Annotated in this window: 18 protein-coding genes; 7 read left to right on the top strand and 11 right to left on the bottom strand. The window is 68.4% G+C overall.

Annotated elements, in window-relative coordinates:
* Nucleotides 1-8: 8 nt before the first annotated feature.
* The 6 genes from CJZ80_RS11180 (at nucleotide 9) to CJZ80_RS11155 (ending at nucleotide 5,980) form a co-directional block, all read left to right on the top strand.
* Complete coding sequence (locus CJZ80_RS11180) at nucleotides 9-1,319, top strand: glutamyl-tRNA reductase (RefSeq protein ID WP_094513102.1); 1,311 nt, start codon at nucleotides 9-11, stop codon at nucleotides 1,317-1,319.
* Nucleotides 1,320-1,397: 78 nt separating this feature from the next.
* Nucleotides 1,398-2,693 carry a glucose-1-phosphate adenylyltransferase gene (locus tag CJZ80_RS11175; RefSeq protein WP_094513101.1) on the top strand — a complete coding sequence of 432 codons (1,296 nt, stop codon included), beginning with the start codon at nucleotides 1,398-1,400 and terminating at the stop codon, nucleotides 2,691-2,693.
* Between the two features lie 86 nt (nucleotides 2,694-2,779).
* Nucleotides 2,780-4,195 carry an NADP-dependent phosphogluconate dehydrogenase gene (gene gndA / locus CJZ80_RS11170; RefSeq protein WP_094513100.1) on the top strand — a complete coding sequence of 472 codons (1,416 nt, stop codon included), beginning with the start codon at nucleotides 2,780-2,782 and terminating at the stop codon, nucleotides 4,193-4,195.
* Nucleotides 4,195-4,929 (top strand): 6-phosphogluconolactonase, encoded by a 735-nt coding sequence (gene pgl, locus CJZ80_RS11165; protein WP_094513099.1) that lies wholly within the window; start codon nucleotides 4,195-4,197, stop codon nucleotides 4,927-4,929. The genes gndA and pgl overlap by 1 nt, the downstream gene beginning before the upstream one ends.
* Entirely contained in the window at nucleotides 4,929-5,507 is a 579-nt protein-coding gene (locus CJZ80_RS11160) for a CIA30 family protein (RefSeq protein WP_094513098.1), read from the top strand. Before pgl ends, CJZ80_RS11160 begins: the two co-directional genes overlap by 1 nt.
* Nucleotides 5,504-5,980: a hypothetical protein gene (locus tag CJZ80_RS11155; protein ID WP_094513097.1), complete on the top strand. Its 477-nt coding sequence runs from the start codon at nucleotides 5,504-5,506 to the stop codon at nucleotides 5,978-5,980. The genes CJZ80_RS11160 and CJZ80_RS11155 overlap by 4 nt, the downstream gene beginning before the upstream one ends.
* Here CJZ80_RS11155 and ilvD read toward each other — a convergent pair.
* The 8 genes from ilvD to CJZ80_RS11115 form a co-directional block, all read right to left on the bottom strand.
* Complete coding sequence (gene ilvD, locus CJZ80_RS11150) at nucleotides 5,977-7,647, bottom strand: dihydroxy-acid dehydratase (RefSeq protein ID WP_094513096.1); 1,671 nt, start codon at nucleotides 7,645-7,647, stop codon at nucleotides 5,977-5,979. The two genes, CJZ80_RS11155 and ilvD, sit on opposite strands and share 4 nt — an antisense overlap.
* Nucleotides 7,648-7,816: 169 nt before the next feature.
* Nucleotides 7,817-8,119: a hypothetical protein gene (locus CJZ80_RS11145; RefSeq protein WP_094513448.1), complete on the bottom strand. Its 303-nt coding sequence runs from the start codon at nucleotides 8,117-8,119 to the stop codon at nucleotides 7,817-7,819.
* Nucleotides 8,120-8,154: 35 nt separating this feature from the next.
* Nucleotides 8,155-9,669 (bottom strand): GMC oxidoreductase, encoded by a 1,515-nt coding sequence (locus CJZ80_RS11140; RefSeq protein WP_094513095.1) that lies wholly within the window; start codon nucleotides 9,667-9,669, stop codon nucleotides 8,155-8,157.
* Entirely contained in the window at nucleotides 9,666-10,277 is a 612-nt protein-coding gene (locus tag CJZ80_RS11135; protein WP_094513094.1) for a heme-copper oxidase subunit III, read from the bottom strand. The genes CJZ80_RS11140 and CJZ80_RS11135 overlap by 4 nt, the downstream gene beginning before the upstream one ends.
* Nucleotides 10,278-10,280: 3 nt before the next feature.
* Entirely contained in the window at nucleotides 10,281-11,969 is a 1,689-nt protein-coding gene (locus CJZ80_RS11130) for a cbb3-type cytochrome c oxidase subunit I (protein WP_094513093.1), read from the bottom strand.
* 5 nt (nucleotides 11,970-11,974) lie between these two features.
* Nucleotides 11,975-12,904 carry a cytochrome c oxidase subunit II gene (locus CJZ80_RS11125; protein ID WP_094513092.1) on the bottom strand — a complete coding sequence of 310 codons (930 nt, stop codon included), beginning with the start codon at nucleotides 12,902-12,904 and terminating at the stop codon, nucleotides 11,975-11,977.
* Nucleotides 12,901-13,476: a DUF2231 domain-containing protein gene (locus tag CJZ80_RS11120; protein ID WP_094513091.1), complete on the bottom strand. Its 576-nt coding sequence runs from the start codon at nucleotides 13,474-13,476 to the stop codon at nucleotides 12,901-12,903. The genes CJZ80_RS11125 and CJZ80_RS11120 overlap by 4 nt, the downstream gene beginning before the upstream one ends.
* The gene (locus CJZ80_RS11115; protein ID WP_094513090.1) at nucleotides 13,476-13,973 is read right to left on the bottom strand and encodes a DUF2231 domain-containing protein; all 498 of its coding nucleotides are present in this window, start codon (nucleotides 13,971-13,973) and stop codon (nucleotides 13,476-13,478) included. Before CJZ80_RS11115 ends, CJZ80_RS11120 begins: the two co-directional genes overlap by 1 nt.
* 180 nt (nucleotides 13,974-14,153) lie before the next feature.
* On the opposite strand from CJZ80_RS11115, the gene CJZ80_RS11110 reads away from it, so the two are divergent.
* Nucleotides 14,154-14,681: an HdeD family acid-resistance protein gene (locus CJZ80_RS11110; protein ID WP_094513089.1), complete on the top strand. Its 528-nt coding sequence runs from the start codon at nucleotides 14,154-14,156 to the stop codon at nucleotides 14,679-14,681.
* On the opposite strand, the gene CJZ80_RS15360 is transcribed toward CJZ80_RS11110, so the two are convergent.
* From CJZ80_RS15360 to CJZ80_RS11100, 3 genes are all read right to left on the bottom strand, one after another.
* Complete coding sequence (locus CJZ80_RS15360) at nucleotides 14,665-14,805, bottom strand: hypothetical protein (protein WP_158217476.1); 141 nt, start codon at nucleotides 14,803-14,805, stop codon at nucleotides 14,665-14,667. The genes CJZ80_RS11110 and CJZ80_RS15360 overlap by 17 nt on opposite strands.
* 88 nt (nucleotides 14,806-14,893) lie before the next feature.
* Nucleotides 14,894-16,771: a gamma-glutamyltransferase gene (ggt, locus tag CJZ80_RS11105; protein ID WP_094513088.1), complete on the bottom strand. Its 1,878-nt coding sequence runs from the start codon at nucleotides 16,769-16,771 to the stop codon at nucleotides 14,894-14,896.
* Nucleotides 16,758-20,648, bottom strand: a complete 3,891-nt coding sequence (locus tag CJZ80_RS11100; RefSeq protein WP_233133033.1) for a hydantoinase B/oxoprolinase family protein — start codon at nucleotides 20,646-20,648, stop codon at nucleotides 16,758-16,760. The genes ggt and CJZ80_RS11100 overlap by 14 nt, the downstream gene beginning before the upstream one ends.
* Nucleotides 20,649-20,650: the final 2 nt, after the last annotated feature.

Here is a 20,650-nt window from a genome sequence, read left to right as displayed (position 1 = left end):
CCCACCCCATGCACATCGCCGTCGTCGGGCTCAGCCATCGCACGGCTCCAGTCGAAATCCGGGAGCGCCTCAGCATCCCGGAACAGACGATGGAGGAATCCCTCCAGATCCTGCGCGGCGATGCCCAGGTGCTCGAGGCCTCCATCCTCAGCACCTGCAACCGGCTTGAGATCTACACGCTGCTGCGCCATCCGGAGCAGGGCATCACGGCCGTGGGCTCCTTCCTGAGCCAGCACTCGGGCCTTGATTTCGGCGAACTCACCCCCCACCTCTTCACGTATCACCATGAAGAGGCGGTGGGTCATCTGCTGCGGGTGGCGGCAGGGCTCGACAGCCTGGTGCTTGGGGAAGGGCAGATCCTCTCCCAGGTGAAGAAGATGGTGCGGCTGGGCCAGGAGCATGGCTCGATCGGCCCGATCCTCAACCGGCTGCTCACCCAGGCGGTGAGCACCGGCAAGCGGGTGCGCACCGAAACCAATCTCGGCACTGGCGCCGTGTCGATCAGCTCGGCGGCGGTGGAGCTGGCCCAGCTCAAGGTGGGCCAGAGCCGCGGCGTCGACGACCTCGTGTCGCTCGAGGGGGAGCAGGTGGCGGTGGTGGGAGCGGGGCGCATGTCCCGGTTGCTGCTGCAGCACCTGCAGGCCAAGGGCTGCCGCGCTCTTGTGCTGCTCAATCGCACCGTGTCACGGGCGGAGGCCCTGGCGGCTGATTTTCCCGAGCTGCCGGTGCAATGCCGGCCGCTCGAAGACCTGGACCATTGCCTCAGCACCTGCTCGCTGGTGTTCACCAGCACGGCAGCCGATGAGCCGATCATCGACGCAGCCCGGCTGCAGGGTCTCAACCGCCGCTCCTCGCTGAAGCTGATCGACATCGGCGTGCCCCGCAACATCAGCTCCGACGTCGCTGCCCTGGGTGGGGTGGAGGCCTTCGATGTGGACGATCTGCAGGAGGTGGTGGCTCGCAATCAGGAGGCCCGCCGTGAGATCGCCGCCGAAGCCGAAGGGCTGCTGCAGGAGGAAGCTCGCCAGTTCCTCGACTGGTGGGACGGCCTGGAAGCCGTGCCCACCCTCAACCGGCTCCGCCAGCAGCTGGAGCTGATCCGCGAACAGGAGCTGCAGAAAGCGCTCAGCCGCATGGGCCCCGACCTTTCAGCGCGGGAGCGCAAGGTGGTGGAAGCCCTCACCAAAGGCATCGTCAACAAGATCCTGCACAGCCCGGTCACCCACCTGCGGGCGCCCCAGCCACGCCAGCAACGCCATCAATCCATGAAAGTGCTCCATGAACTTTTCGCGCTCGATGAGTCCAGCGGTGAGGGCTGAATTCCAGACCACCGACCGGGGGTCACGTGCTCCGGTACGGTGCTCGAATGCTGACAACAGCAGTCCTTGGGGGCAGTGATGAAGCGGGTTCTGGCGATCATCCTCGGCGGCGGAGCGGGCACCCGGCTCTACCCGCTCACAAAGATGCGGGCCAAGCCGGCGGTGCCGCTGGCCGGTAAATACCGGCTCATCGACATCCCGGTGAGCAACTGCATCAACTCCGGGGTCAACAAGATCTACGTGCTGACGCAGTTCAACAGCGCGTCGCTCAACCGCCACCTCACCCAGACCTACAACCTCTCCGCCGGCTTCGGGCAGGGGTTCGTGGAGGTGCTCGCGGCTCAGCAGACCCCTGACAGCCCCAGCTGGTTTGAAGGCACTGCGGACGCCGTGCGCAAATACCAGTGGCTGTTCCACGAATGGGACGTGGACCACTACCTGATTCTCTCCGGCGACCAGCTCTACCGGATGGATTACAGCAGCTTCGTGCGCCACCACATCGACACCGGCTCCGACCTGAGCGTGGCGGCGCTGCCGGTGGATGCAGCCCAGGCCGAGGGCTTCGGCCTGATGCTTACCGATCCCCAGGGGTGGATCCGCGAGTTCAGCGAGAAGCCGAAGGGCGCCGCCCTGGAAGCGATGGCGGTCGACACCTCCCGCCACGGCCTCTCGGCCGACGAGGCCCTCAAGCGCCCCTACCTGGCGTCGATGGGCATCTATGTGTTCAGCCGCGACACCCTGTTCGACCTGCTGGTGAGCAATCCCGAAGCCACCGACTTCGGCAAGGAGATCATCCCCACCTCCCTGGCGCGGGGCGACAAGCTCAGCAGCTTCGTCTTCAACGACTACTGGGAGGACATCGGCACGATCGGGGCGTTCTACGAGGCCAACCTGGCGCTCACCGACCAACCCAGCCCGGCCTTCTCTTTCTACGACGAGAAATTCCCCATCTACACGCGGCCCCGTTACCTGCCCCCCAGCAAGTTGCTGGACACCCAGGTCACGCAGTCGATCATCGGTGAAGGCTCCCTGCTGCAGGCCTGCAGCATCCACCACTGCGTGCTCGGCGTGCGCTCGCGCATCGAGGCCGAAGTGGTGCTTCAGGACACCCTGGTGATGGGCGCCGACTACTTCGAATCGGCGGAAGAGCGGGCCGTGCTGCGCGAGCGGGGCGGCATCCCACTGGGCGTGGGCAATGGCACCACCGTGCGGCGCTCGATCCTCGACAAGAACGTGCGCATCGGCCGCAACGTCACGATCGTGAACAAGGACCACATCGAGGAAGCCGACCGGCCGGAGCTGGGCTTTTACATCCGCAACGGCATCGTGGTGGTGGAGAAGAACGCCACCATCGCTGACGGCACCGTGATCTGAGCGGTTGCTGACACAGCCGCGCAGGCGGCGGCGTCGGGCGGGCCGCAGGGGCACACTGGCTCAGAAAGGTTTGCAGCCCAACCCACATGAGCAAAGCGCACTTCGGCCTGATCGGCCTGGGCGTGATGGGCGAAAACCTGGTCCTCAACGCTGAGCGCAACGGCTTCTCCAGCGTCGTCTACAACCGCACCTGGGCCAAGACGGAAGAGTTCCTCAACGGCCGCGGCGCCGGCCTTCAGATCATCGGCGCCCACTCCCTTGAGGAGTTCGTGGCCAGCCTGGAGCGCCCCCGCCGCATCCTGATGATGATCAAGGCGGGCCAGCCGATCGACGACACCATCGCCGCCATCTCCCCGTACCTGGAGGATGGCGATCTGCTGATCGACGGCGGCAACTCTCTCTACACCGACACCGAGCGGCGGGTTAAGGAGCTGGAGAGCAAGAGCTTCGGCTACATCGGCATGGGGGTGTCCGGTGGCGCCAAGGGCGCCCTGGAGGGGCCGAGCATGATGCCCGGCGGCACCAAGGCGGCCTACGACGCCATTGAGAGCCTGGTGACCAAGATGGCCGCCCAGGTGGAGGACGGCCCCTGCGTCACCTACATCGGCCCCGGTGGCGCCGGCCATTTCGTCAAGACGGTGCACAACGGCATCGAGTACGGGATCGAGCAGATCCTGGTGGAGGCCTACGACCTGATGAAGCGCGGCGCCGGCCTCGATGGCATCGCCATGGCCGATGTGTTCGACGGCTGGAACCAGCTGGAGGAGCTCTCCTCCTATCTGGTGGAGATCACCGAGGTGTGCCTGCGCACCCGCGATCCCGAGGATGGCGGCGACCTGGTCGAAAAGATCCTCGACGTGGCCGGCCAGAAAGGCACCGGCCTCTGGACCGTGATCAGCGCGCTGGAAATGGGGGTGCCCGTGCCCACCATCTACGCCTCCCTGAACGGGCGGGTGATGAGCTCGATGAAATCCGAGCGGGTGGCCGCTGAATCGGTGCTGCCGGGTCCGGCGCCCCACCCCGTGCAGCTCGGCGAGCCCACCGAAGGCCTGCCACCGCTGCGGGATGCGGTGATCCTTGCCTGCATCGCCAGCTACGCCCAAGGCATGGCCCTGCTGGTGGAAGCCTCCAAGCTGCACGACTACAACCTCCACCTGTCCGCGATCGCCCAGATCTGGAAGGGGGGCTGCATCATCCGCGCCCGCCTGCTGCAGCGCATCCAGGACGCCTACGACGTCAATCCGGGTCTGGCGAACCTGATGGTGGACCCCTGGTTCGCCGAACAGATCAACCGCCGGCTGCCCGGCCTGCGCCAGGTGGTGGCAGATGCGGCCCAGGCCGGCATTCCCGTGCCCTGCCTGAGCAGCACGCTCGATTACATCGACAGCTACCGCACCGCCCGCCTGCCCCAGAACCTGCTGCAGGCCATGCGCGATTGCTTCGGCGCCCACACCTATCAACGGGTGGACCGCGACGGTGCCTTCCACACCGAGTGGCTCTGATGGAGCACACCCCATCGCCCACCTATCAGCTGAAGGTGGTAGCCGGGGGGCAGGAGCATCTGGCCGAGTGCGCCGCCACCACGATCGCCTCTGCCATCGACCTTGCGCTGGCGGAGCGGGAGCGGGCCCAGATCGCCCTCGCCGGTGGCACCACCCCGGAGGCCGCCTATCGCCATCTCGGCGCGGCCCATCTGCCCTGGAACCGGGTGGACGTGCTGCTCGGGGATGAGCGCTGGGTGCCGGCCGACGACCCCTCCAGCAATGCGCTGCTGCTGAGCCGCTCCCTGCTGGCCGCCGGCCCCGGCCGGGAGGCCTGCTTTCATCCCGTCCCCACCGATCAGGACACGCCGGAAGCCAGCGCCGCCGCCTTCGCGGCCATGCTGGCTCGCCTCTGCGCCGGCGATCCGCCGGTGCTGGATGTGGTGCTGCTGGGTCTGGGGGAAGACGGCCACACCGCCTCGCTGTTTCCAGGCACGGCAGCCACCACGGTTGTGGATCGCCCGGTGACGATCAGCGAGGGCAAGGGCCTGCCCCGCGTGACCCTCACCGCACCGGTGCTGAGTGCCGCGCGCCAGGTGGTGTTTCTGGTGAGCGGGGCAGGCAAGCGCCAGGCCCTGCAACGCCTGCTTGATCCGAACGAGCCGGCCGTGCGCACCCCGGCCCGGCTGGTGAAGCCCCTCACTCCGGTGCTGATCCTCGCCGATCCCGCCGCTGCGGCAGGCTTGGAGCCTTGATGGAGCCGGCTGGCATGGTGGCACCGCTGGTGGTGGTGAGCGGCGACGGGTTCAGCGGCTGGCTGGCCCTGAACGACACGATCATGGGAGGACGCAGCAGCGGCGTCTGCCGCATCGGCCCGGAGGGGCTGGTGCTGGAGGCCGATGTGGTGGAGCAGGGCGGTGGCTTCGTGAGTTGCCGCTCGCCGCTGTTCTCCCCGCCCCTGAACCTGGGCGACTACCGCGCCCTGCAGCTGGAGTTGCGTGGCGACGGCCGCCGCTACAAGCTGGCCGTGGCCTGCGCCGATGGCGTCGCCGGGCTCACCGAGCTGATCCCCGGCGGGCTGCGCTGGGTGGCGGAGTTCGACACCAGCGTCAGCGCGCCTGACCAGCCGCCCCAACGGGTGGAGATTCCCTTCGCTCAGCTGCGGGCCTCGGTGCGGGCCCGCCCGCTGAACCTGCCACTGCGCTTCGATCCCGGCCGGGTCACGCGGCTGCAGGTGCTGCATTCCAAGTTCGGCGACGACGGCCAGCTGAACGCAGGCTTCCAGGCCGGCCCGCTGCAGTTGTCTCTGGTGGCGGTGCGAGCGGTGCCGTGAGCGCCGCCGATGAGCTCAGCCGGCGGATCGCCGCCGCGGCCGATCTCTGCCTCAAACCGCACCGCCATGCGGTGGTGGGAGCCATGGCCAGCGGGGCCTCCGGCTGTGAAGGCTCCGCCAGCGAAAGCTCGGGCGGGCCTGGCGACTGCTGCCTGCGCCTGCAGCCACGGGGGATCGACGGGGAGCGGCTGCCGCAGCAGGACATCGAGCTGGAGCTCTACCGCAGCGGCAACGACCTCCACATGATGCTCAGCTGGCCGGAGCAACCGGAGCAACCGATGCTCTGGCACGGCCAGCACCCCGTCTGGATGGATGGGGAGACGGGGCTGCGCACCGAGCGGCCGCCGGCCGGCGCCCCGCTGGAAGCCCTGGCCCGGCGTCTGCGCGCCTTGCTCAGCCTCCCCTCCGATGCACACGGAGAGGACCCTGCAGAGGCTGCAGGCCCTGCGGGCGAGCCTCCCTGGCAGGCCTAGACCGGATCGGTGACGGCACCCAGACTGCTGCTGCTCACCAGACGGGCGTACTTGCCCAGCACGCCGGTGCGGTAGCGGGGGGCGGGGGCCACCCAGGCAGCGCGCCGGCGCTCCAGCTCGGCCGCGTCAACATTCAGCTGAATCAGCAGCTGGTGGGCGTCCACGGTGATGCTGTCGCCTTCTTCCACCAGCGCGATGGTGCCGCCCACGGCCGCCTCCGGTGCCACGTGTCCCACGACCATGCCGTAGGAGCCACCACTGAAGCGGCCATCGGTGATCAACGCCACCGATTCGCCCAGCCCCTGGCCCACGATCGCGGCGGTGGGGGAGAGCATCTCGCGCATGCCGGGGCCACCCACGGGACCCTCGTAACGCACCACCACCACATCGCCGGCCCCCACAGCTCCGGCCAGGATCGCCTCCAGGGCACTTTCCTCGCTCTCGAACACGCGGGCCGGGCCGGTGATCACGGGGGTCTTGACGCCGCTGATCTTGGCCACCGCCCCCTCTTCCGCCAGGTTGCCCTTGAGGATGGCCAGGTGCCCCTTGGCATAGAGCGGATTGGAGAGGGGCCGGATCACGTCCTGACCGGCCGGGGGCTCGCTGGGCACATCGGCAAGCACCTCACGCAGGGTGCGACCCTCGATCGTGCCGCAGTCGCCGTGCAGCAGGCCCGCATCGAGCAGCAGCTTCATCACCTGCGGGATGCCGCCGGCCCGGTGCAGATCCACCGTCACGTAGCGGCCGCTGGGCTTGAGGTCACAGATCACCGGCACCCGCTGGCGGATGGTTTCGAAATCGTCGATGGTGAGCGGCACCTCGGCGGTGCGGGCGATCGCCAGCAGGTGCAGCACCGAGTTGGTGGAGCCGCCGACGGCCATGATCACGCTGATCGCGTTTTCGATCGCCTCGCGGGTGATCAGGTCGCGGGGGCGGATGTTCGCCTCGATGGCACGCACCAGCACCTCCGCCGAACGGGCGGCGCTCTCCGCCTTCTCCGGATCTTCCGCCGCCATGGTGGAACTGCCCGGCAGGCTGAGCCCCATCGCTTCGAAGGCCGAGCTCATCGTGTTGGCGGTGAACATGCCGCCGCAGCTGCCGGCACCGGGGCAGGCGTTCTTCTCGATCGCCAGCAGCTCCGCCTCATCGATGCGACCCCCCGAAAACTGACCCACCGCCTCGAAGGCGCTCACCACGGTGAGATCACAGGGACCAAGCCGGCCGGGCTTGATCGTGCCGCCATAGACGAAGATCGCCGGGATGTTCATGCGGGCCATGGCGAGCATGGCGCCGGGCATGTTCTTGTCGCAGCCGCCGATCGCCAGCAGGCCGTCCATGCTCTGGGCGTTGCAGGCGGTTTCGATCGAATCGGCGATCACCTCCCGCGACACGAGCGAATACTTCATTCCCTCGGTGCCCATCGAGATGCCGTCGCTGACGGTGATGGTGCCGAACATCTGGGGCATGGCACCGGCGCTGTGGGCGGACTGCTCAGCGCGCCGGGCCAGGTCGTTCAGGCCGATGTTGCAGGGCGTGATCGTGCTGTAGCCGTTGGCGATGCCGATGATCGGCTTGTCGAAGTCGCCGTCGCCGAAGCCCACCGCCCGCAACATGGCGCGGTTGGGGGAACGCTGGACACCTGCGGTGATGGCGGCGGAGCGGAGCATGGAAGGCAGGGGAACACCGGAGATCAACCTACCGATCCGCAGGAAAAGCCTCCGCGTCAGGAGAGTCCGCAGAACACAGCGTGCGGCGGGAAGGGTTCCAAGCCGGAGGAGCCGTGAGGCAGGCCTTTGGCTTGCGCCTGGGCTGAAAGCTGTTGGGCCAGCGGGCGGATCAGTTGTCCGGGGTTAGGCACTCCAGCTGGCGGCGCACATCCTCGATGGCCTGGTTGAGCTCCTGAACCTTGTGCTGCAGCTCCTTTTCGAGCAGCGGGCGACGGATGTAGCCCTCTCCCTCGCTGGGGCCATCCTGAAAGCGCGACAGGGTGAGGCGACGGCGCTGGCGCTCGGCCAGCCGGCGGCGCTCAGCGGCGTCGAGCAGCCACCAGGCCAGCCCGGCCGCTCCCACCACGGCCCCGGCGATAGCGCTGGCCAGGATGGTGCTGCCGCCGCGCGTTGACCCGTTGTGTCCTGCCATCAGGTGGCTCCGATCCAAAAGCCCATTGACACAGCCTAGAAGGCGTGCATCAAGGCATCCGCCACGCGCAGGGCATTGGCGATCACCGTGAGGCCGGGCGACACCGATGGACAGCTGGGGAAGACGCTGGCATCGGCGATCCAGAGGTTGGCCACTTCATGGCTGCGCCCCGCCAGATCCACCACGGAGCTGGCCGGATCACTGCCCATGCGGCAGGTGCCGCAGGCGTAGCCCATCACCGCCAGCGGCGCTTCGCCGCGGGGATGCACCAGCGAGGGACGCACCACCTGGGTGAGAGGGTCCTTTTCGGTGCGCCGCAGGGTGTCGATCCAGCGGTAGACGAGCCGGTCGTGGGCTTCGAGATTGTTGGGCAGGTAGTGGATGCGGATGCGGTCACGCCGCAGGGTGATCGCATTGTCCGGATCGGGCAGCACCGCACTCATCGCCCACCAGCACACCGAGCGGGCCGCCAGCTGCCGCAACGCCGCGTTGGGGAGCAGCCGGGTCACCAGCGAAAGCACCGGCGGGGATTCGGCGAACAGGGCGTCCTGCAGCACGCCGCCGCCGCTCTCGATGTGGCCGAGCGGGAAGCTCACGTTCTTGTCACCCCAGTAGTAGTCGTTGACGCCGAGGCTGCGGGGGTAAGCGCCGGAGTTGGCCCGGGCCGCCAGCTGCAGGATCGCCGTGAGCTGGGGCCGCATCAGGTTGCGGCCCACCTGGCCGGAGCCGTTGGCCAGGCCGGCGGGATGGGGATCTGAGACAGAGCGCAGCAGAATCACCGCCGTGTTCACGGCTCCAGCGGCCAGCACCACCTGATCACCACGAAAGAGCCAGTTCTGGCCGTCGATCTCCGCCTCCACTCCGCGCACCTCCGTGCCGCCGGGATTCACATGCAGGCGGTTAACCCTGGCGTTGGTGCGCAGGCAGGTGCCGGCGCCTGCAAGCGCCGGGGTGACACCGAACAGCTCCGCATCGCCGCTTGGGTCTGCCGGATCCTCCGACCAGCTGAGCGGCAGGTCGTAGGGATGGCACGACTGGCGACGGAGGCCTTCACGCAGCTCCTCCAGCAAGGGATCAAGCGGCCGCGGCGACCGGGCGTAGGCGGCGAAACGGCTGGGCTCGGTGGGATCCACCCCCTGGCGGCCATGCACGCGGTAGAGGGCTTCAGCCCGGTCGTACCAGGGGGCAAAGTGGTTGTAGGGGAGACCCCAGGAGGGTGCGGTGGCTTCCTGATAGCGCAACGGGCCGAACTCCTGCTCCCGCATCCGCTCCAGCACCGCCCCCCAGATCTTGGTGTTGCCGCCGAGGGCATACACCGCCTGGGGGGAGAAGGGATCGCCATCGGTGCCGAACCACTGCTCGCCAGGGTGGTAGCGGTCTTTGCGGAACAGGTCCACATCCGCGACGTTCTGGTCTTCTCGGGGCAAGGCGGCGCCCCGCTCCAGCAGCAGCACCGAGCGGCCCTTCGCCGCCAGATCGCTGGCCAGGGTGGCGCCTCCGGCGCCGCTGCCGACGACGATCACGTCGTAGTGGGTGTCATCAATGATCATGCTTGCCAGGCGTAGAGAAGCAGAAAGAGCAGCACCCAGATCACATCCACGAAGTGCCAGAACAGGGAAACAGCGATGACACCCTGTTCACCGTTGTCGTAGTTGCCTGGATAGAACGAGCGCCCCAGCATCAGGCCCATCAGCAGGATGCCGGTGGCCACATGCAGGCCGTGAAAGCCGGTGAGCAGATAGAAAAGACCGCCGAAGGTGCCGCTGGTGAAGCCGAACGAAAGGCCGCTCCATTCACTCGCCTGGCCATAAAGAAAGACGGAGCCCATCGCCATCGTGAGCAGCAGGAAGGCGCGGAAGGCCCACAGGCGTTTCTGGCCGAGGAAGTGCTCAGCCACGGCGATCGTGCCGCTGCTCGACACAAGCACCACTGTGAACTGCAGCGGGGTGCGCCACTCCAGCCCCTCCACCCCCGGCGGCAACCAGCTGGTGGCGGTGGATTTCAGCAGCGCATAGGCGGCGAAGAACGCCAGAAAGATGACGCTCTCGGAGCAGAGGAAAATGATGAAGCCGGTGAGTGTGTAGCTGGGATGGCTGGCGTGGCCTTCGCCATGGGCCGGGCCGGGGCCGGTGGGCGCCGCTGAGGGAAGGGTGGTCATGGTTCAGGCCTCCTGCAGGGCGCGTTCATAGGCCTCCTGGTGCTCCACCAGGGGTTTGCCCGTGCCGTAGCCGTAGGGGCCGCTGATCACGGTGGGAACGTTGTCTTCAAAGTTCTCGGCCGGAGGAGGGGAGGGGAGCAGCCACTCCAGGCCGATGGCTTTCCAGGGATTGGCCGGCGCCTTGGGCCCCCACACCCAGGAGCTCACCAGGTTGAGCAGGAAGGGAATGATCGACACCCCCAGCAGAAAGCCGCCGAGGCTGGCGATCACGTTCCAGAAGGCGAATTCCGGGTCGTACGACGACACGCGCCGAGGCATGCCCATCAACCCGAGCGGATGCATCGGGAAGAAGTTGAGATTAGTGCCTACAAAGGTGAGCAAAAAATGGAGCTTGCCCAGCCCTTCGAAATACATATGGCCAGTGAATTTAGGGAACCAGTGATAGATCGCCGCATACACCCCCATGGTGGCAGCGCCGTAGATCACGTAGTGAAAATGGCCCACCACGAAGTAGGTGTTGTTGACGTGGATGTCCACCGGCACCGTGGCCAGCATGATGCCGGTCACACCGGCGAACACGAAGTTGAACAGGCCACCGAGGGAAAACAGCATCGGTGTGTTCAGCTGGATCTTGCCCCCCCACAGGGTGCCCAGCCAGGCGAACACCTTGATGCCGGTGGGTACCGCGATCAGCATCGTGGACACCATGAACAGATCCCGCATCCACTGGGGCACCCCGCTGGGGAACATGTGGTGCACCCACACCACCAGGCTGAGGCCCACGATCACCAGCGAAGCCATCGCCACGAACACGTAGCCGAACAGGGGCTTGCGGGCGTGCACGGGAAACAGTTCGGAGAAGATGCCGAACACCGGCAGGATGATCACATACACCGCCGGGTGGGAATAGAACCAGAAGAAGTGCTGATAGAGCACAGGGTCGCCGCCCCCTTCCGGGCGATAGAAGGACGTGCCCACCACCAGATCGAACAGCAGCATCACAGCGCCGCCGGTGAGAGCGGGCAGGCCGATCAGCTGAATCGTCTGGGCGGAGAGGGCGGTCCAGCAGAAGATCGGCATCCGGAAGAACGTCATGCCGGGAGCGCGCATGCGCAGGATCGTGGTCACGAAGTTCACCGCTCCCATGATCGACGACACGCCGGAAAGGGCCACCGCCGTGATCCACAGCGCTTCGCCATTGATCAGATGGCCCAGGGGGTTCTGCAGGCTCACCGGTGGATACGACCACCAGCCGGAGGCCGCCGGACCACCGGGCACCAGGAAGCTGGCCATCAGGATCACGCCGAACACAGGCACAAGCCAGAAGGCAGCGGCATTGAGGCGCGGAAAGGCCATGTCAGGGGCGCCGATCATGCAGGGGATCAACAGGTTGTTGAGGCCGTTGAGAACCGGAAACATGAACAGAAACAGCATGATCGTGCCGTGCATCGTGTAGAGCGCGTTGTACACGGTGCGATCCACCAGATCCGCCTCAGGCGTGATCAGCTCGCCACGCATGATCATCGCCAGCAGCCCTCCCACCAACAGGAAGAACAGCGAGGTCACGATGTATTGGATGCCGATCACCTTGGCATCGGTGTTGAAGCTGAAAAAGCGCTTCCAGTTGTTCGGTGCCCCCGGCACCGGGTGGGCGGCCTTGAGGATGCCGGGATCAAGAGAGGTGAGGGTCATGGGGGTCAACCTGCGTGGGGAAGGGTGTTCGAGCCGGGCACGTTGACCATTGGGGGGGGAGCCGGGGGCACGGTGGGATAGCCGGAGGCGCGCAGCCGGGATTGCTGCTGGGCGTATTCCCGGGAGGCATCGCTGATGCCGGGCCGCAGGGGCTGGGCCGCCGCCCGGGTGAGCCAGTCCTGGTAGGCCTCCTCGCTCTGCACCACCACATCCACCTGGTTGGCGGCGAACCAGGTGCCGCTGTATTCGGAATCGCGCAGGCGGTAGCGACCCTCGCGGGTGGGGGTGATGAAGAAGGCGATCGAGCGGCCGGGGATCACCTGCTGCTTGAGGCGGAAGGCGGGCACGTAGAAGCCGTGGATCACATCGGCGCTCTCCAGCTGCAGGCTCACGCGACGACCCACCGGCAGGTGCAGCTCGGTGCTCGACGCAGCCGCATCCGGGTAGCGGAACTCCCACGACCACTGACGGGCGATCACCTGGATCTCGGCGGTGGGGGCGCCGGCCATCGCCTCGGCGGTGTCGCCGTGGCTGTGGTCCATGGGGCCGATGGCGCCGATCTCACGGTTGACGCCGATGGTCGTCCAGGCGATCGCCATGACCAGCATCAGGGGAATCGCCGTCCAGATGATCTCCAGCACGGTGTTGCCCTCCACCGGAGCGGCATCGTCCATGTCGTATTTCTCGGCCCGGTTGAACAGCAGCACGTACGCCATCACCGACACCACACCGGCGAACACAAAGCAGGCGATCGCGGTTTCGAGGCTGAAGAGGTCATCGACCAGTGGGGCGGCGCTGGAGGCCTGCACTGGCAGCCAGCGGTAGGCCTGCTGCCCCAGCCAGTGCGACAGCAGCACCAGCAGCCCCACCCAGACGCTGACGGCGGCCACCGCGGCCCGATTGACAGAGGCGGGCGCGGGCGGTGAGCTGGTCATGGCAGAGCCTCACGGAGATCGGCGCCGGCGGCCAGCAACTGGTTGGCGGTGACGTGCACGCCGAATTCGACAGCCAGCTGGGCGCCGATGGTGCCATGCACCCCCAGCAGGGCGAACATCACAATGCCGAGGGCCAGGTAGCTCCACTGCACCTGCCGCCCCATCTCGCGGCGCCAGGCATAGCGCTGAAAGCCCCGCCACACGGTCATCAGCACGATCACCAGCAGCAGCAGCAGACCACCGGCGCCGTGCCAGAGCATGCTGCCGGTGCTGCTGAGGCCGAAGCTGCTGGTGATGCCGGGCAGAGGCACGGCCAGCTGCATCTCGAAAAAGCCGGCGGTGACGGTGAAGAAGCTCACCACGCTGCAGGCCAGCAGGTTGTACCAGCCCACATCGTGCAGGGCGGAGCGGGTCACCGGCAGCGCCAGAAAGCGGAACACACGCCGCTCCAGCGGGAACAGGGCCCCGGCGATATCAAAGGCGATGGCGATGATGAACAGGCCGATGGTGAGATGCACCAGGTTCGGGTGAATCGGCAGGCTGTAGGGGAGGCCATTCGGACCGAGGGCCATCACACCAATCCCTCGCGCATCGCTTCCACCACCTTGACGGTGTGAAGGCCGTAGATCCAGACCAGCTCGCTACCCAGCAGCACCTGCACCACCACCAGCACGCTCAGCACCGAGCCGGCGCCGAGGAAGGCCAGCGGCAGGCGGCGCGGATCCTTGCTGCGGATCACGTAACGCCAGGCCGTGAGCACCGAGAGGATGCCGGCCAGCGCCCAGCCGATCGTGCTGTGCAGGTTGAGGATCTCGCGCGATTCGCCATAGGGGTTGGCCAGGCCCGCTTCCACCTGGCCGAAGATGATCGCCACGAAGATCGCCGCGGTGGCGAACAGCAGGTTCCAGAAGCTCACCTCATAGAGCTCAGGCTTGCCGGCCAGGCGGCCGATCACGTCGAACAGGAACGCGATCAGGGCCATGGCGATCACGAAGTGGACGACGATCGGATGGATCGTGTCCATCCAGGGAAGGTTGCGATCGTTGAGCTGGGGCAACAGCTCGAGCATGGCCGCAGAGGGGAATGGCTGGCCCCACCTTGAAGCTTGGCTTCGGGCGGGTGCGTCATTATCAAGAAATAAAGCTAGTGCGTTTGTGCAACCCGACACATCGGAGCGTGCGGGTCATCCAGGGGGAGAAGGCCAGTCCAGGTTCTGCCTTTAGCGTTGGCTTTCGCGAGACCGTGCCCGATGTCGATTCCTGCGTCCAAGCCGTTGCGCTGGCTGGCTGCCGCCCTGGTCTTCGCTGCTGCCGGCCTGTCGATCGCCCTGCCATTCGTGTCAGCCACGCTGCTGACGATCGTGCTGGGCGGGGTGGCGGTGGCAGGCGGGATCTCCCAGCTGCTGCGTCTCACCGGCGGCGGCGACCTCAACACCAAGCTGTTTCGCGGCCTCAGCGGGCTGCTGTATGTGGGCGGTGGCCTCTGGATTCTGGTGTTTCCGGTGAGCAGTGAGGTGAGCCTCACCCTGTTCGTCGGCCTGCTCATGGCCTTCGAAGGGGTGATGGAACTGGCCGCCGGTGCCGCTGCCGATGGCCAGGCCCGGGGCCTGGTGATCGCCGACGGTCTGGTGACCGCGATCCTTGGCGGTCTGCTGATCGCGGAATGGCCCAGCGACAGTCTCTGGGTGATCGGCACCCTGTTCGGCGTGGCGCTGGCCTTCTCCGGCGTCAACCTGCTCACCGCGCCTGATCCCGGCGCCGTCAGCGGGAACGTTTGACGAACCAGGCAGCCACCAGAAACGCCGCCATCACCAGGGACAGCTCGATCAGCCCGCCACTCCAGAGCCAGTCGCGGAAGGTGAACACTGCGGGAGCAAGCGGAACCGGAAGCAACAGAGCCATGGGGGTTCACCGGCTTCAGCCGGTCAGTGGCGGTCGGGCCTGATTGTGAGGCTTCGGCGCCCGTCCTGCCGTGGCGCAGGGCGCGGGCTCACTCCCCGGCAGCGAGGGCGTCGGGGCGGCGCTGATCGGCGACCCCCAGGCTGCCTCCGCCCGGCAGAGCCTCCACCGACTGGGCCGAGCCCATCGCCCGGGCTGGCCGGAGCCGGTGGCCCATCGCCTCCAGCAGGACGAGCGTGTCGGAGCTGAAGCCCTGCTCGATCGCCACTTCATCCGGCCAGAGCTGGCTGTGAAAGCGCGGTGCACTCACGGCCGTGGCCAGGTTGAGGCCGTGTTCCAGCCGGTTGAGCAGCACCTGCAGCACGGTGGTGATGATGCGGCTCCCGCCCGGGCTGCCGGTGGCCAGCAGTGGGCCGCCGCTGCGATCAAGCACCAGGGTGGGGCTCATCGAACTGAGCGGCTGCTTGCCCGGAGCGATGGCGTTGGCTTCCCCCTGCACCAACCCGTAGGCATTCGGCACACCCGGCTTGGCGGTGAAATCGTCCATCTCGTTGTTGAGCAGGAAGCCGGCAGCCGGCACGCTCACACCGTTGCCGTAGGCAAAGTTGAGCGTGGTGGTGGTGGCCACCATCAGGCCGTCGCGGTCGATCATTGAGAGGTGGGTGGTGTTGGGGCCCTCCGGCCGGCCCGGCGGTGGCGGCGCCAGTTCGGCGGCGGGCGTGTGGCGGTCGGTGCGGAGGCGGCGGCGCTGGGCGGCCGCATAGGCCGGGCTGAGCAGACGCTGCAGCGGCATCGTCACGAAGCGAGGGTCGCCCAGATAGGTGTTCCGATCCCGGTAGGCCAGGTTCATGGCCTCGGTCATCACGTGGATCGTGGCGGCGCTGTTCAGCCCCATGGCCGCCAGCGGGAACCCCTCCAGCATCCCGAGCAGCTGAATCAGCGTGACCCCGCCGGAGCTGGGCGGCGGCATGGTGATCACCGGTTGCCCTCGCCAGCTGCCGATCAATGGCGGCAGCGCCTGGGCGCGGTAGGCGGCCAGGTCGGCAAGGGTGATCAGCCCGCCCTGGCGGCCCATCAGCGCGGCCAGACTCTCGGCCACCGGCCCCTCGTAGAAGCCCGCCTCGCCGCGCCGGGCGATGCCGGTGAGCGTGGCGGCCAGCTGGGGCTGACGCCAGAGCTCGCCGGGGCGATAGGGCTGCCCGTCCGGGCGGAAGAACAGCGCCGCGGAGGTGGGATCGGCGCGCAGCAGGGGGGCGGCGCTCTCCAGGGAGCGGGACAGATCCCGACTCACCGGGAACCCCTCTGCCGCCAGGCGGATCGCCGGCGCCATCACCCGCGCCAGCGGCCAGCGGCCGTAGCGGCGCTGGACCAGCAGCAGGCCCGCCACCGTGCCGGGCACGCCCGTGCTCTGCAGGCTGCGGGTGGCCCGTTGGCGATCCACCTGGCCGCTGGCATCGAGGAAGAGGTCGGCCCGGGCGGCGGCGGGTGCGGTTTCGCGGAAGTTGATCGTGACCGCCCGGCCTCGGCCCACCCGCCGCTCTCCCTCCAGCAGCGGCGTGCCCGCCCTGGCCGGTTCCGGGCGCCAGAGCACGAGGAAGCCACCACCGCCGAGGTTGCCGGCCTGGGGCAGGGTCACCGCCAGGGCGAAGGAGGCCGCCACCGCCGCATCCACCGCGTTGCCGCCGTCCCGCAACACGTCACGGCCTACCCGGCTGGCGTGCGCCTCCTGGGTGGCCACCATGCCCCCTGCCGACACGACGGGGTGAAAGCGCTGGCCGGCCTCCTGCAACACATTGGCGGGCACCGCCGATGGCGCCGCACCAACCGGCAACCCCTGGGCCCGCCCCGACAACTGCAACGGAAAGGGCAGTGCTAACGACAGCGTCAGCGGCCAGAACGGCACCAGCAACGGCGCGCCGGCCGCCAGCCCCACCAGCAGCCGCAACAGCCGCTGCTCAGCTCTCGCCATAGCCGCCGCCCCCCGGGGTGCAGATCTCCAGCAGGTCACCCTCCTGCACCTGCAACTGCGCGGCCCCCTCCAGCAGCAAGGCAGGCTGGCCCGCCCGCTCCAGGCTGTTGCGACCGAGCGCGCCCGGTCCGCCGCCGGCCAGGCCAAAGGGGGGCACCCTTCGCGATCCCGTCAGCAGCGACACCGTCATCGGTTGCAGAAAGCGAAGGCGCCGCTCCACCCCCTCCCCGCCGCGCCAGCGGCCCGTCCCGCCGCTGCCCTGCCGCACGCGAAAGCTCTCCAGCTGCACCGGAAAGCGCTGCTCCAGCACTTCTGGATCGGTGAGGCGGGAGTTGGTCATGTGGCTCTGCACCGCATCGGCACCCGCGAATCCCAGGCCGGCGCCGCTGCCACCGCAGATCGTTTCGTAGTACTGGCAAGCGGCATCGCCGAAGGTGAGATTGTTCATCGTGCCCTGCGCCGCCGCCATCACCCCGAGGGCCCCGAACAGGGCATTGGCCACCGCCTGGGACGTTTCCACGTTGCCCGCCACCACCGCCGCCGGCGGCCTTGGCCGCAGCAGGCAGCCCTCGGGGACCACCAGCTGCAGCGGCCGGAAACAGCCGGCATTGAGGGGGATCGGCTCCGCCACCAGGCAGCGAAACACGTAGAGCACCACGGCCTTGGTGATGGCCAGGGGGGCGTTGAGGTTGCCGGGTTGCTGGGGGGAGGTGCCGCTGAAGTCGATGCAGGCCGTGCGGGCGCGGCGATCGATCGTCACCGCCACGGCGATGCGGGCGCCGCCGTCGAGCTCCACACTCCATTGGCCACCCTTCAGCGTGCCGATCACGCGCCGCACGGCCGCCGCGGCGTTGTCCTGAACATGGGCCATGTAGGCCGTGACCTGCGCCACCCCCTCGCGGCGGCAGAGGCGCTCCAACTCCGCAGCCCCGAGCTGGTTGGCCGCCATCTGCGCCTGCAGGTCGGCGAGAAACTGGTCGGGATTGCGCACCGGCCACGGACCGGCCTGCAGGCGCTGCTGCCAGGCCGTCGCATCGAACACCCCCTCACGCAGCAACGGCACGTTGGTGAGCAGCAGGCCTTCCTCGGCGATCAAGCGGCTGTGGGGCGGCATGGAGCCGGGGGTGAGGCCGCCCACATCGGCGTGGTGGCCGCGGCAGGCCACGAAGAAGCAGGGCCGATCAGCACCGGCGAACACCGGGCTGATCACGGTGATGTCGGGCAGATGGGTGCCGCCGTTGTAAGGATCGTTGGTGGCGATCACATCGCCGGGGCGCAGCGGTGGCCGTTCCCCGCGCCCCACCATCTCCAGCAGGCTGGCAAGGCTTTCACCCATGGAGCCGAGGTGCACCGGGATGTGGGGCGCATTGGCCACCAGGGCGCCATCGGCATCGAAGAGCGCACAGGAAAAATCCAGCCGCTCGCGGATGTTCACGGAGCGGGCGCTTTGGCGCAGCCGTTCCCCCATCTGCTCGGCGATCGCGGCGAAGCGGTGATGGAACAGCTCCAGACGCACCGGGTCGACGGAGGCTGCAGCCGCGGAAGCGGCGCTTCTCACAGGGGTGACAGCCACAGCAGCGCCTGAGGTGGCTGTTGTGATGGTGCAGGTGGTGGCAGCTGGGGCAACAGCCGCGGGCTCGCCAGAGGCGGGGCGCTGGAGCAGCAACTCGCCTTGCGGCAGCACCTCGGCCCGCCAACCCGCCGCCAGCACAAGGGTGCCGATCGACTCCAGCACCAGAGCCGGTCCCTGCAGCGTCTGGCCGACCGCCAGCCACTCCCGGCGCACCAGCGGCACGGTGTGCCAGCAGCCCCCGGCATACAACGACACCGTGGGGACAGTGGGGGGGGTGGCTCCATCCGTCAACAGCAATGGCACAGCACCGGCCGCTGTTGCCGGCCAGACCAGTTCCACCTCCAGCCGCTCCACCACGAGAGCTGGGGCGGCCCCGTGCCGTGCCTCCTGCGCGTGGCCGAAGTGGCGGCGATGGCTGGCGTCGAAGGCAGCCTCCATCCCCTCGATCTCCCCGAGAGGCACGATCAGGCTCACCTCGCTCGCGGGGTAACGCAAGGCCACCCGCACCTCCCGCCGCAGGGTTGAGGCCGGGCCAGCAGGTTCCCCTTCGCGAGCAGGTTCCCCTTCGACACCGGCACCGGCAGTCCAGCGACCATCGGCCGCAGCGCCGAGGGCCAGCGCGCCGGCGGCGGTGAGCGCCTCAGCCCAGGCCATCAGGCGCGGCAGCAGCGACGCCGTGAGCGGCTCGCGCACCACCTGCTCGCGCAGCAACCGTTGATCGGCCTGACCCAGGCCGTAGGCGGAGAGCACACCGGCCAGGGGGTGCAGAAGGATGGTGTCGATCTCCAGGGCTTCGGCGAGCGCGCAGGCGTGCTGGCCACCGGCCCCGCCGAAGCACACCAGCGTGGCGCCGCGGATGTCGTGGCCCTGCTGAATCGAGATGCGCCGGATCGCCGCGGCCATATGGTCGATGGCGATCGCCACGGCACCTTCCGCCAGGGCTTCCGGCTGTTGCGGCTGCCCCACGGCGGCGCCGATGCGGGCGGCCAGGGCCTCGAAGCCAGCGCGAACGGGCTCCAGATCAAGCGGCTGGTCGCCGGTGGCACCGAACAGGGCCGGGTAGCCATCGGGTTGCAGCCGGCCCAGCAGCAGGTTGGCATCGGTGATGGTGAGCGGGCCGCCGCGGCCGTAGCAGGCCGGACCCGGCTGGGCACCGGCGGACGCGGGGCCCACCTGCAGCCGCTCGCCGTCAAAATGGAGCACGGAACCACCACCGGCGGCCACGGTGTGGATCGGCAGCATCGCCGCCTCCAGCTGCAGCCCGGCGATCACGGCCTGTTCGCTGCGTTCCCAGCGCTCGGCGACAGCGTCGTGCTCCGAGCCCGTGGGGGAAGGTTCGCTTGCCACCACATGGAAGACATCCGTGGAGGTGCCGCCCATGTCGAAGCCCACGATCGCCCTGGCATCGATGGGCCCGGCGCGAGCCGCTGCCGCCGCCTTCAGCGCGCCCACCATGCCACCCGCCGGCCCGGAGAGGATCGTGTCCTTGGCGCGGATCAGCTCGGGAGCCAGCAAGCCGCCGCTCGACTGCATCACCTGCAGCGGCATGCCGGCACCGAGGGCACGCCGCAACCCCGCCAGATAGGCCTGCAGCGCCGGCCCCACATAGGCCTCCACCACAGCGGTCTGGGCGCGGCTGACCAGCCGCGGCCGCGGTGCCACCGCGTGGGACAGCGCCACCTGCTCGAACCCGAAGCGCTCCAGCCAGGCGCCCAGCTGCTGTTCATGGCGGGGATGGCGGGCGGCATGCAGCAGGGCCACGGCGCAACTGCGCAGGCCATCGGCGCGCGCCTGGGTCAGGGACCGGGCCAGGGCGTCATCCAGCACCAGCGGCTCAAGCTCGCGGCCATCGGCCGCCAGGCGGCCCGGCACCTCCAGCACCCGGGTGTGCAGCGGCTCAGGCCGACGGATCTCGAGCGCAAACAGATCCGGGCGATGCTGATCGCCGATGCGCAGCGCGTCGCCGAAACCGCGGCTGAGCAGCAGCAGGGTGGGAGCACCGCGCCGCTCCAGCAGGGCGTTGGTGGCCACCGTGGTGCCCACCCGCACGTCGGCAATCAGGCCGGCGGGGATCGGTTGATCCGGCGCCACCTCCAGCAGCGCGCGGATGGCGACCACGGCAGGATCTGGGCCGGCGCCGGCGGCGCTCTGCGCCGGGTGTGAGGGCAGCTTGCGCACGCTGCAGACGCCGCTGGGGCTGAGCGCCACCAGGTCGGTGAAGGTGCCGCCGCGGTCGATCCAGAAACGCCAGCCGGAAGGGCCGCTGCGGGGGTTGCCGCTCACCGGCGGCCGCTCCTGTTGCACCG

The sequence above is a fragment of the Synechococcus sp. MW101C3 genome, assembly GCF_002252635.1.
In the GTDB taxonomy this organism is placed as follows: Bacteria; Cyanobacteriota; Cyanobacteriia; order PCC-6307; family Cyanobiaceae; genus MW101C3.
The sequence above is the reverse complement of the archived record's forward strand: the minus strand, read 5'-3'. Positions and strand labels throughout refer to the sequence as shown.

Coding starts and splice junctions, on each gene's coding strand:
- CJZ80_RS11180 (WP_094513102.1), top strand. CDS start 9: ATGCACATCGCCGTCGTCGGGCTCAGCCATCGCACGGCTCCAGTCGAA.
- CJZ80_RS11175 (WP_094513101.1), top strand. CDS start 1,398: ATGAAGCGGGTTCTGGCGATCATCCTCGGCGGCGGAGCGGGCACCCGG.
- gndA (WP_094513100.1), top strand. CDS start 2,780: ATGAGCAAAGCGCACTTCGGCCTGATCGGCCTGGGCGTGATGGGCGAA.
- pgl (WP_094513099.1), top strand. CDS start 4,195: ATGGAGCACACCCCATCGCCCACCTATCAGCTGAAGGTGGTAGCCGGG.
- CJZ80_RS11160 (WP_094513098.1), top strand. CDS start 4,929: ATGGAGCCGGCTGGCATGGTGGCACCGCTGGTGGTGGTGAGCGGCGAC.
- ilvD (WP_094513096.1), bottom strand. CDS start 7,647: ATGCTCCGCTCCGCCGCCATCACCGCAGGTGTCCAGCGTTCCCCCAAC.
- CJZ80_RS11145 (WP_094513448.1), bottom strand. CDS start 8,119: ATGGCAGGACACAACGGGTCAACGCGCGGCGGCAGCACCATCCTGGCC.
- CJZ80_RS11140 (WP_094513095.1), bottom strand. CDS start 9,669: ATGATCATTGATGACACCCACTACGACGTGATCGTCGTCGGCAGCGGC.
- CJZ80_RS11135 (WP_094513094.1), bottom strand. CDS start 10,277: ATGACCACCCTTCCCTCAGCGGCGCCCACCGGCCCCGGCCCGGCCCAT.
- CJZ80_RS11130 (WP_094513093.1), bottom strand. CDS start 11,969: ATGACCCTCACCTCTCTTGATCCCGGCATCCTCAAGGCCGCCCACCCG.
- CJZ80_RS11125 (WP_094513092.1), bottom strand. CDS start 12,904: ATGACCAGCTCACCGCCCGCGCCCGCCTCTGTCAATCGGGCCGCGGTG.
- CJZ80_RS11120 (WP_094513091.1), bottom strand. CDS start 13,476: ATGGCCCTCGGTCCGAATGGCCTCCCCTACAGCCTGCCGATTCACCCG.
- CJZ80_RS11115 (WP_094513090.1), bottom strand. CDS start 13,973: ATGCTCGAGCTGTTGCCCCAGCTCAACGATCGCAACCTTCCCTGGATG.
- CJZ80_RS11110 (WP_094513089.1), top strand. CDS start 14,154: ATGTCGATTCCTGCGTCCAAGCCGTTGCGCTGGCTGGCTGCCGCCCTG.
- CJZ80_RS15360 (WP_158217476.1), bottom strand. CDS start 14,805: ATGGCTCTGTTGCTTCCGGTTCCGCTTGCTCCCGCAGTGTTCACCTTC.
- ggt (WP_094513088.1), bottom strand. CDS start 16,771: ATGGCGAGAGCTGAGCAGCGGCTGTTGCGGCTGCTGGTGGGGCTGGCG.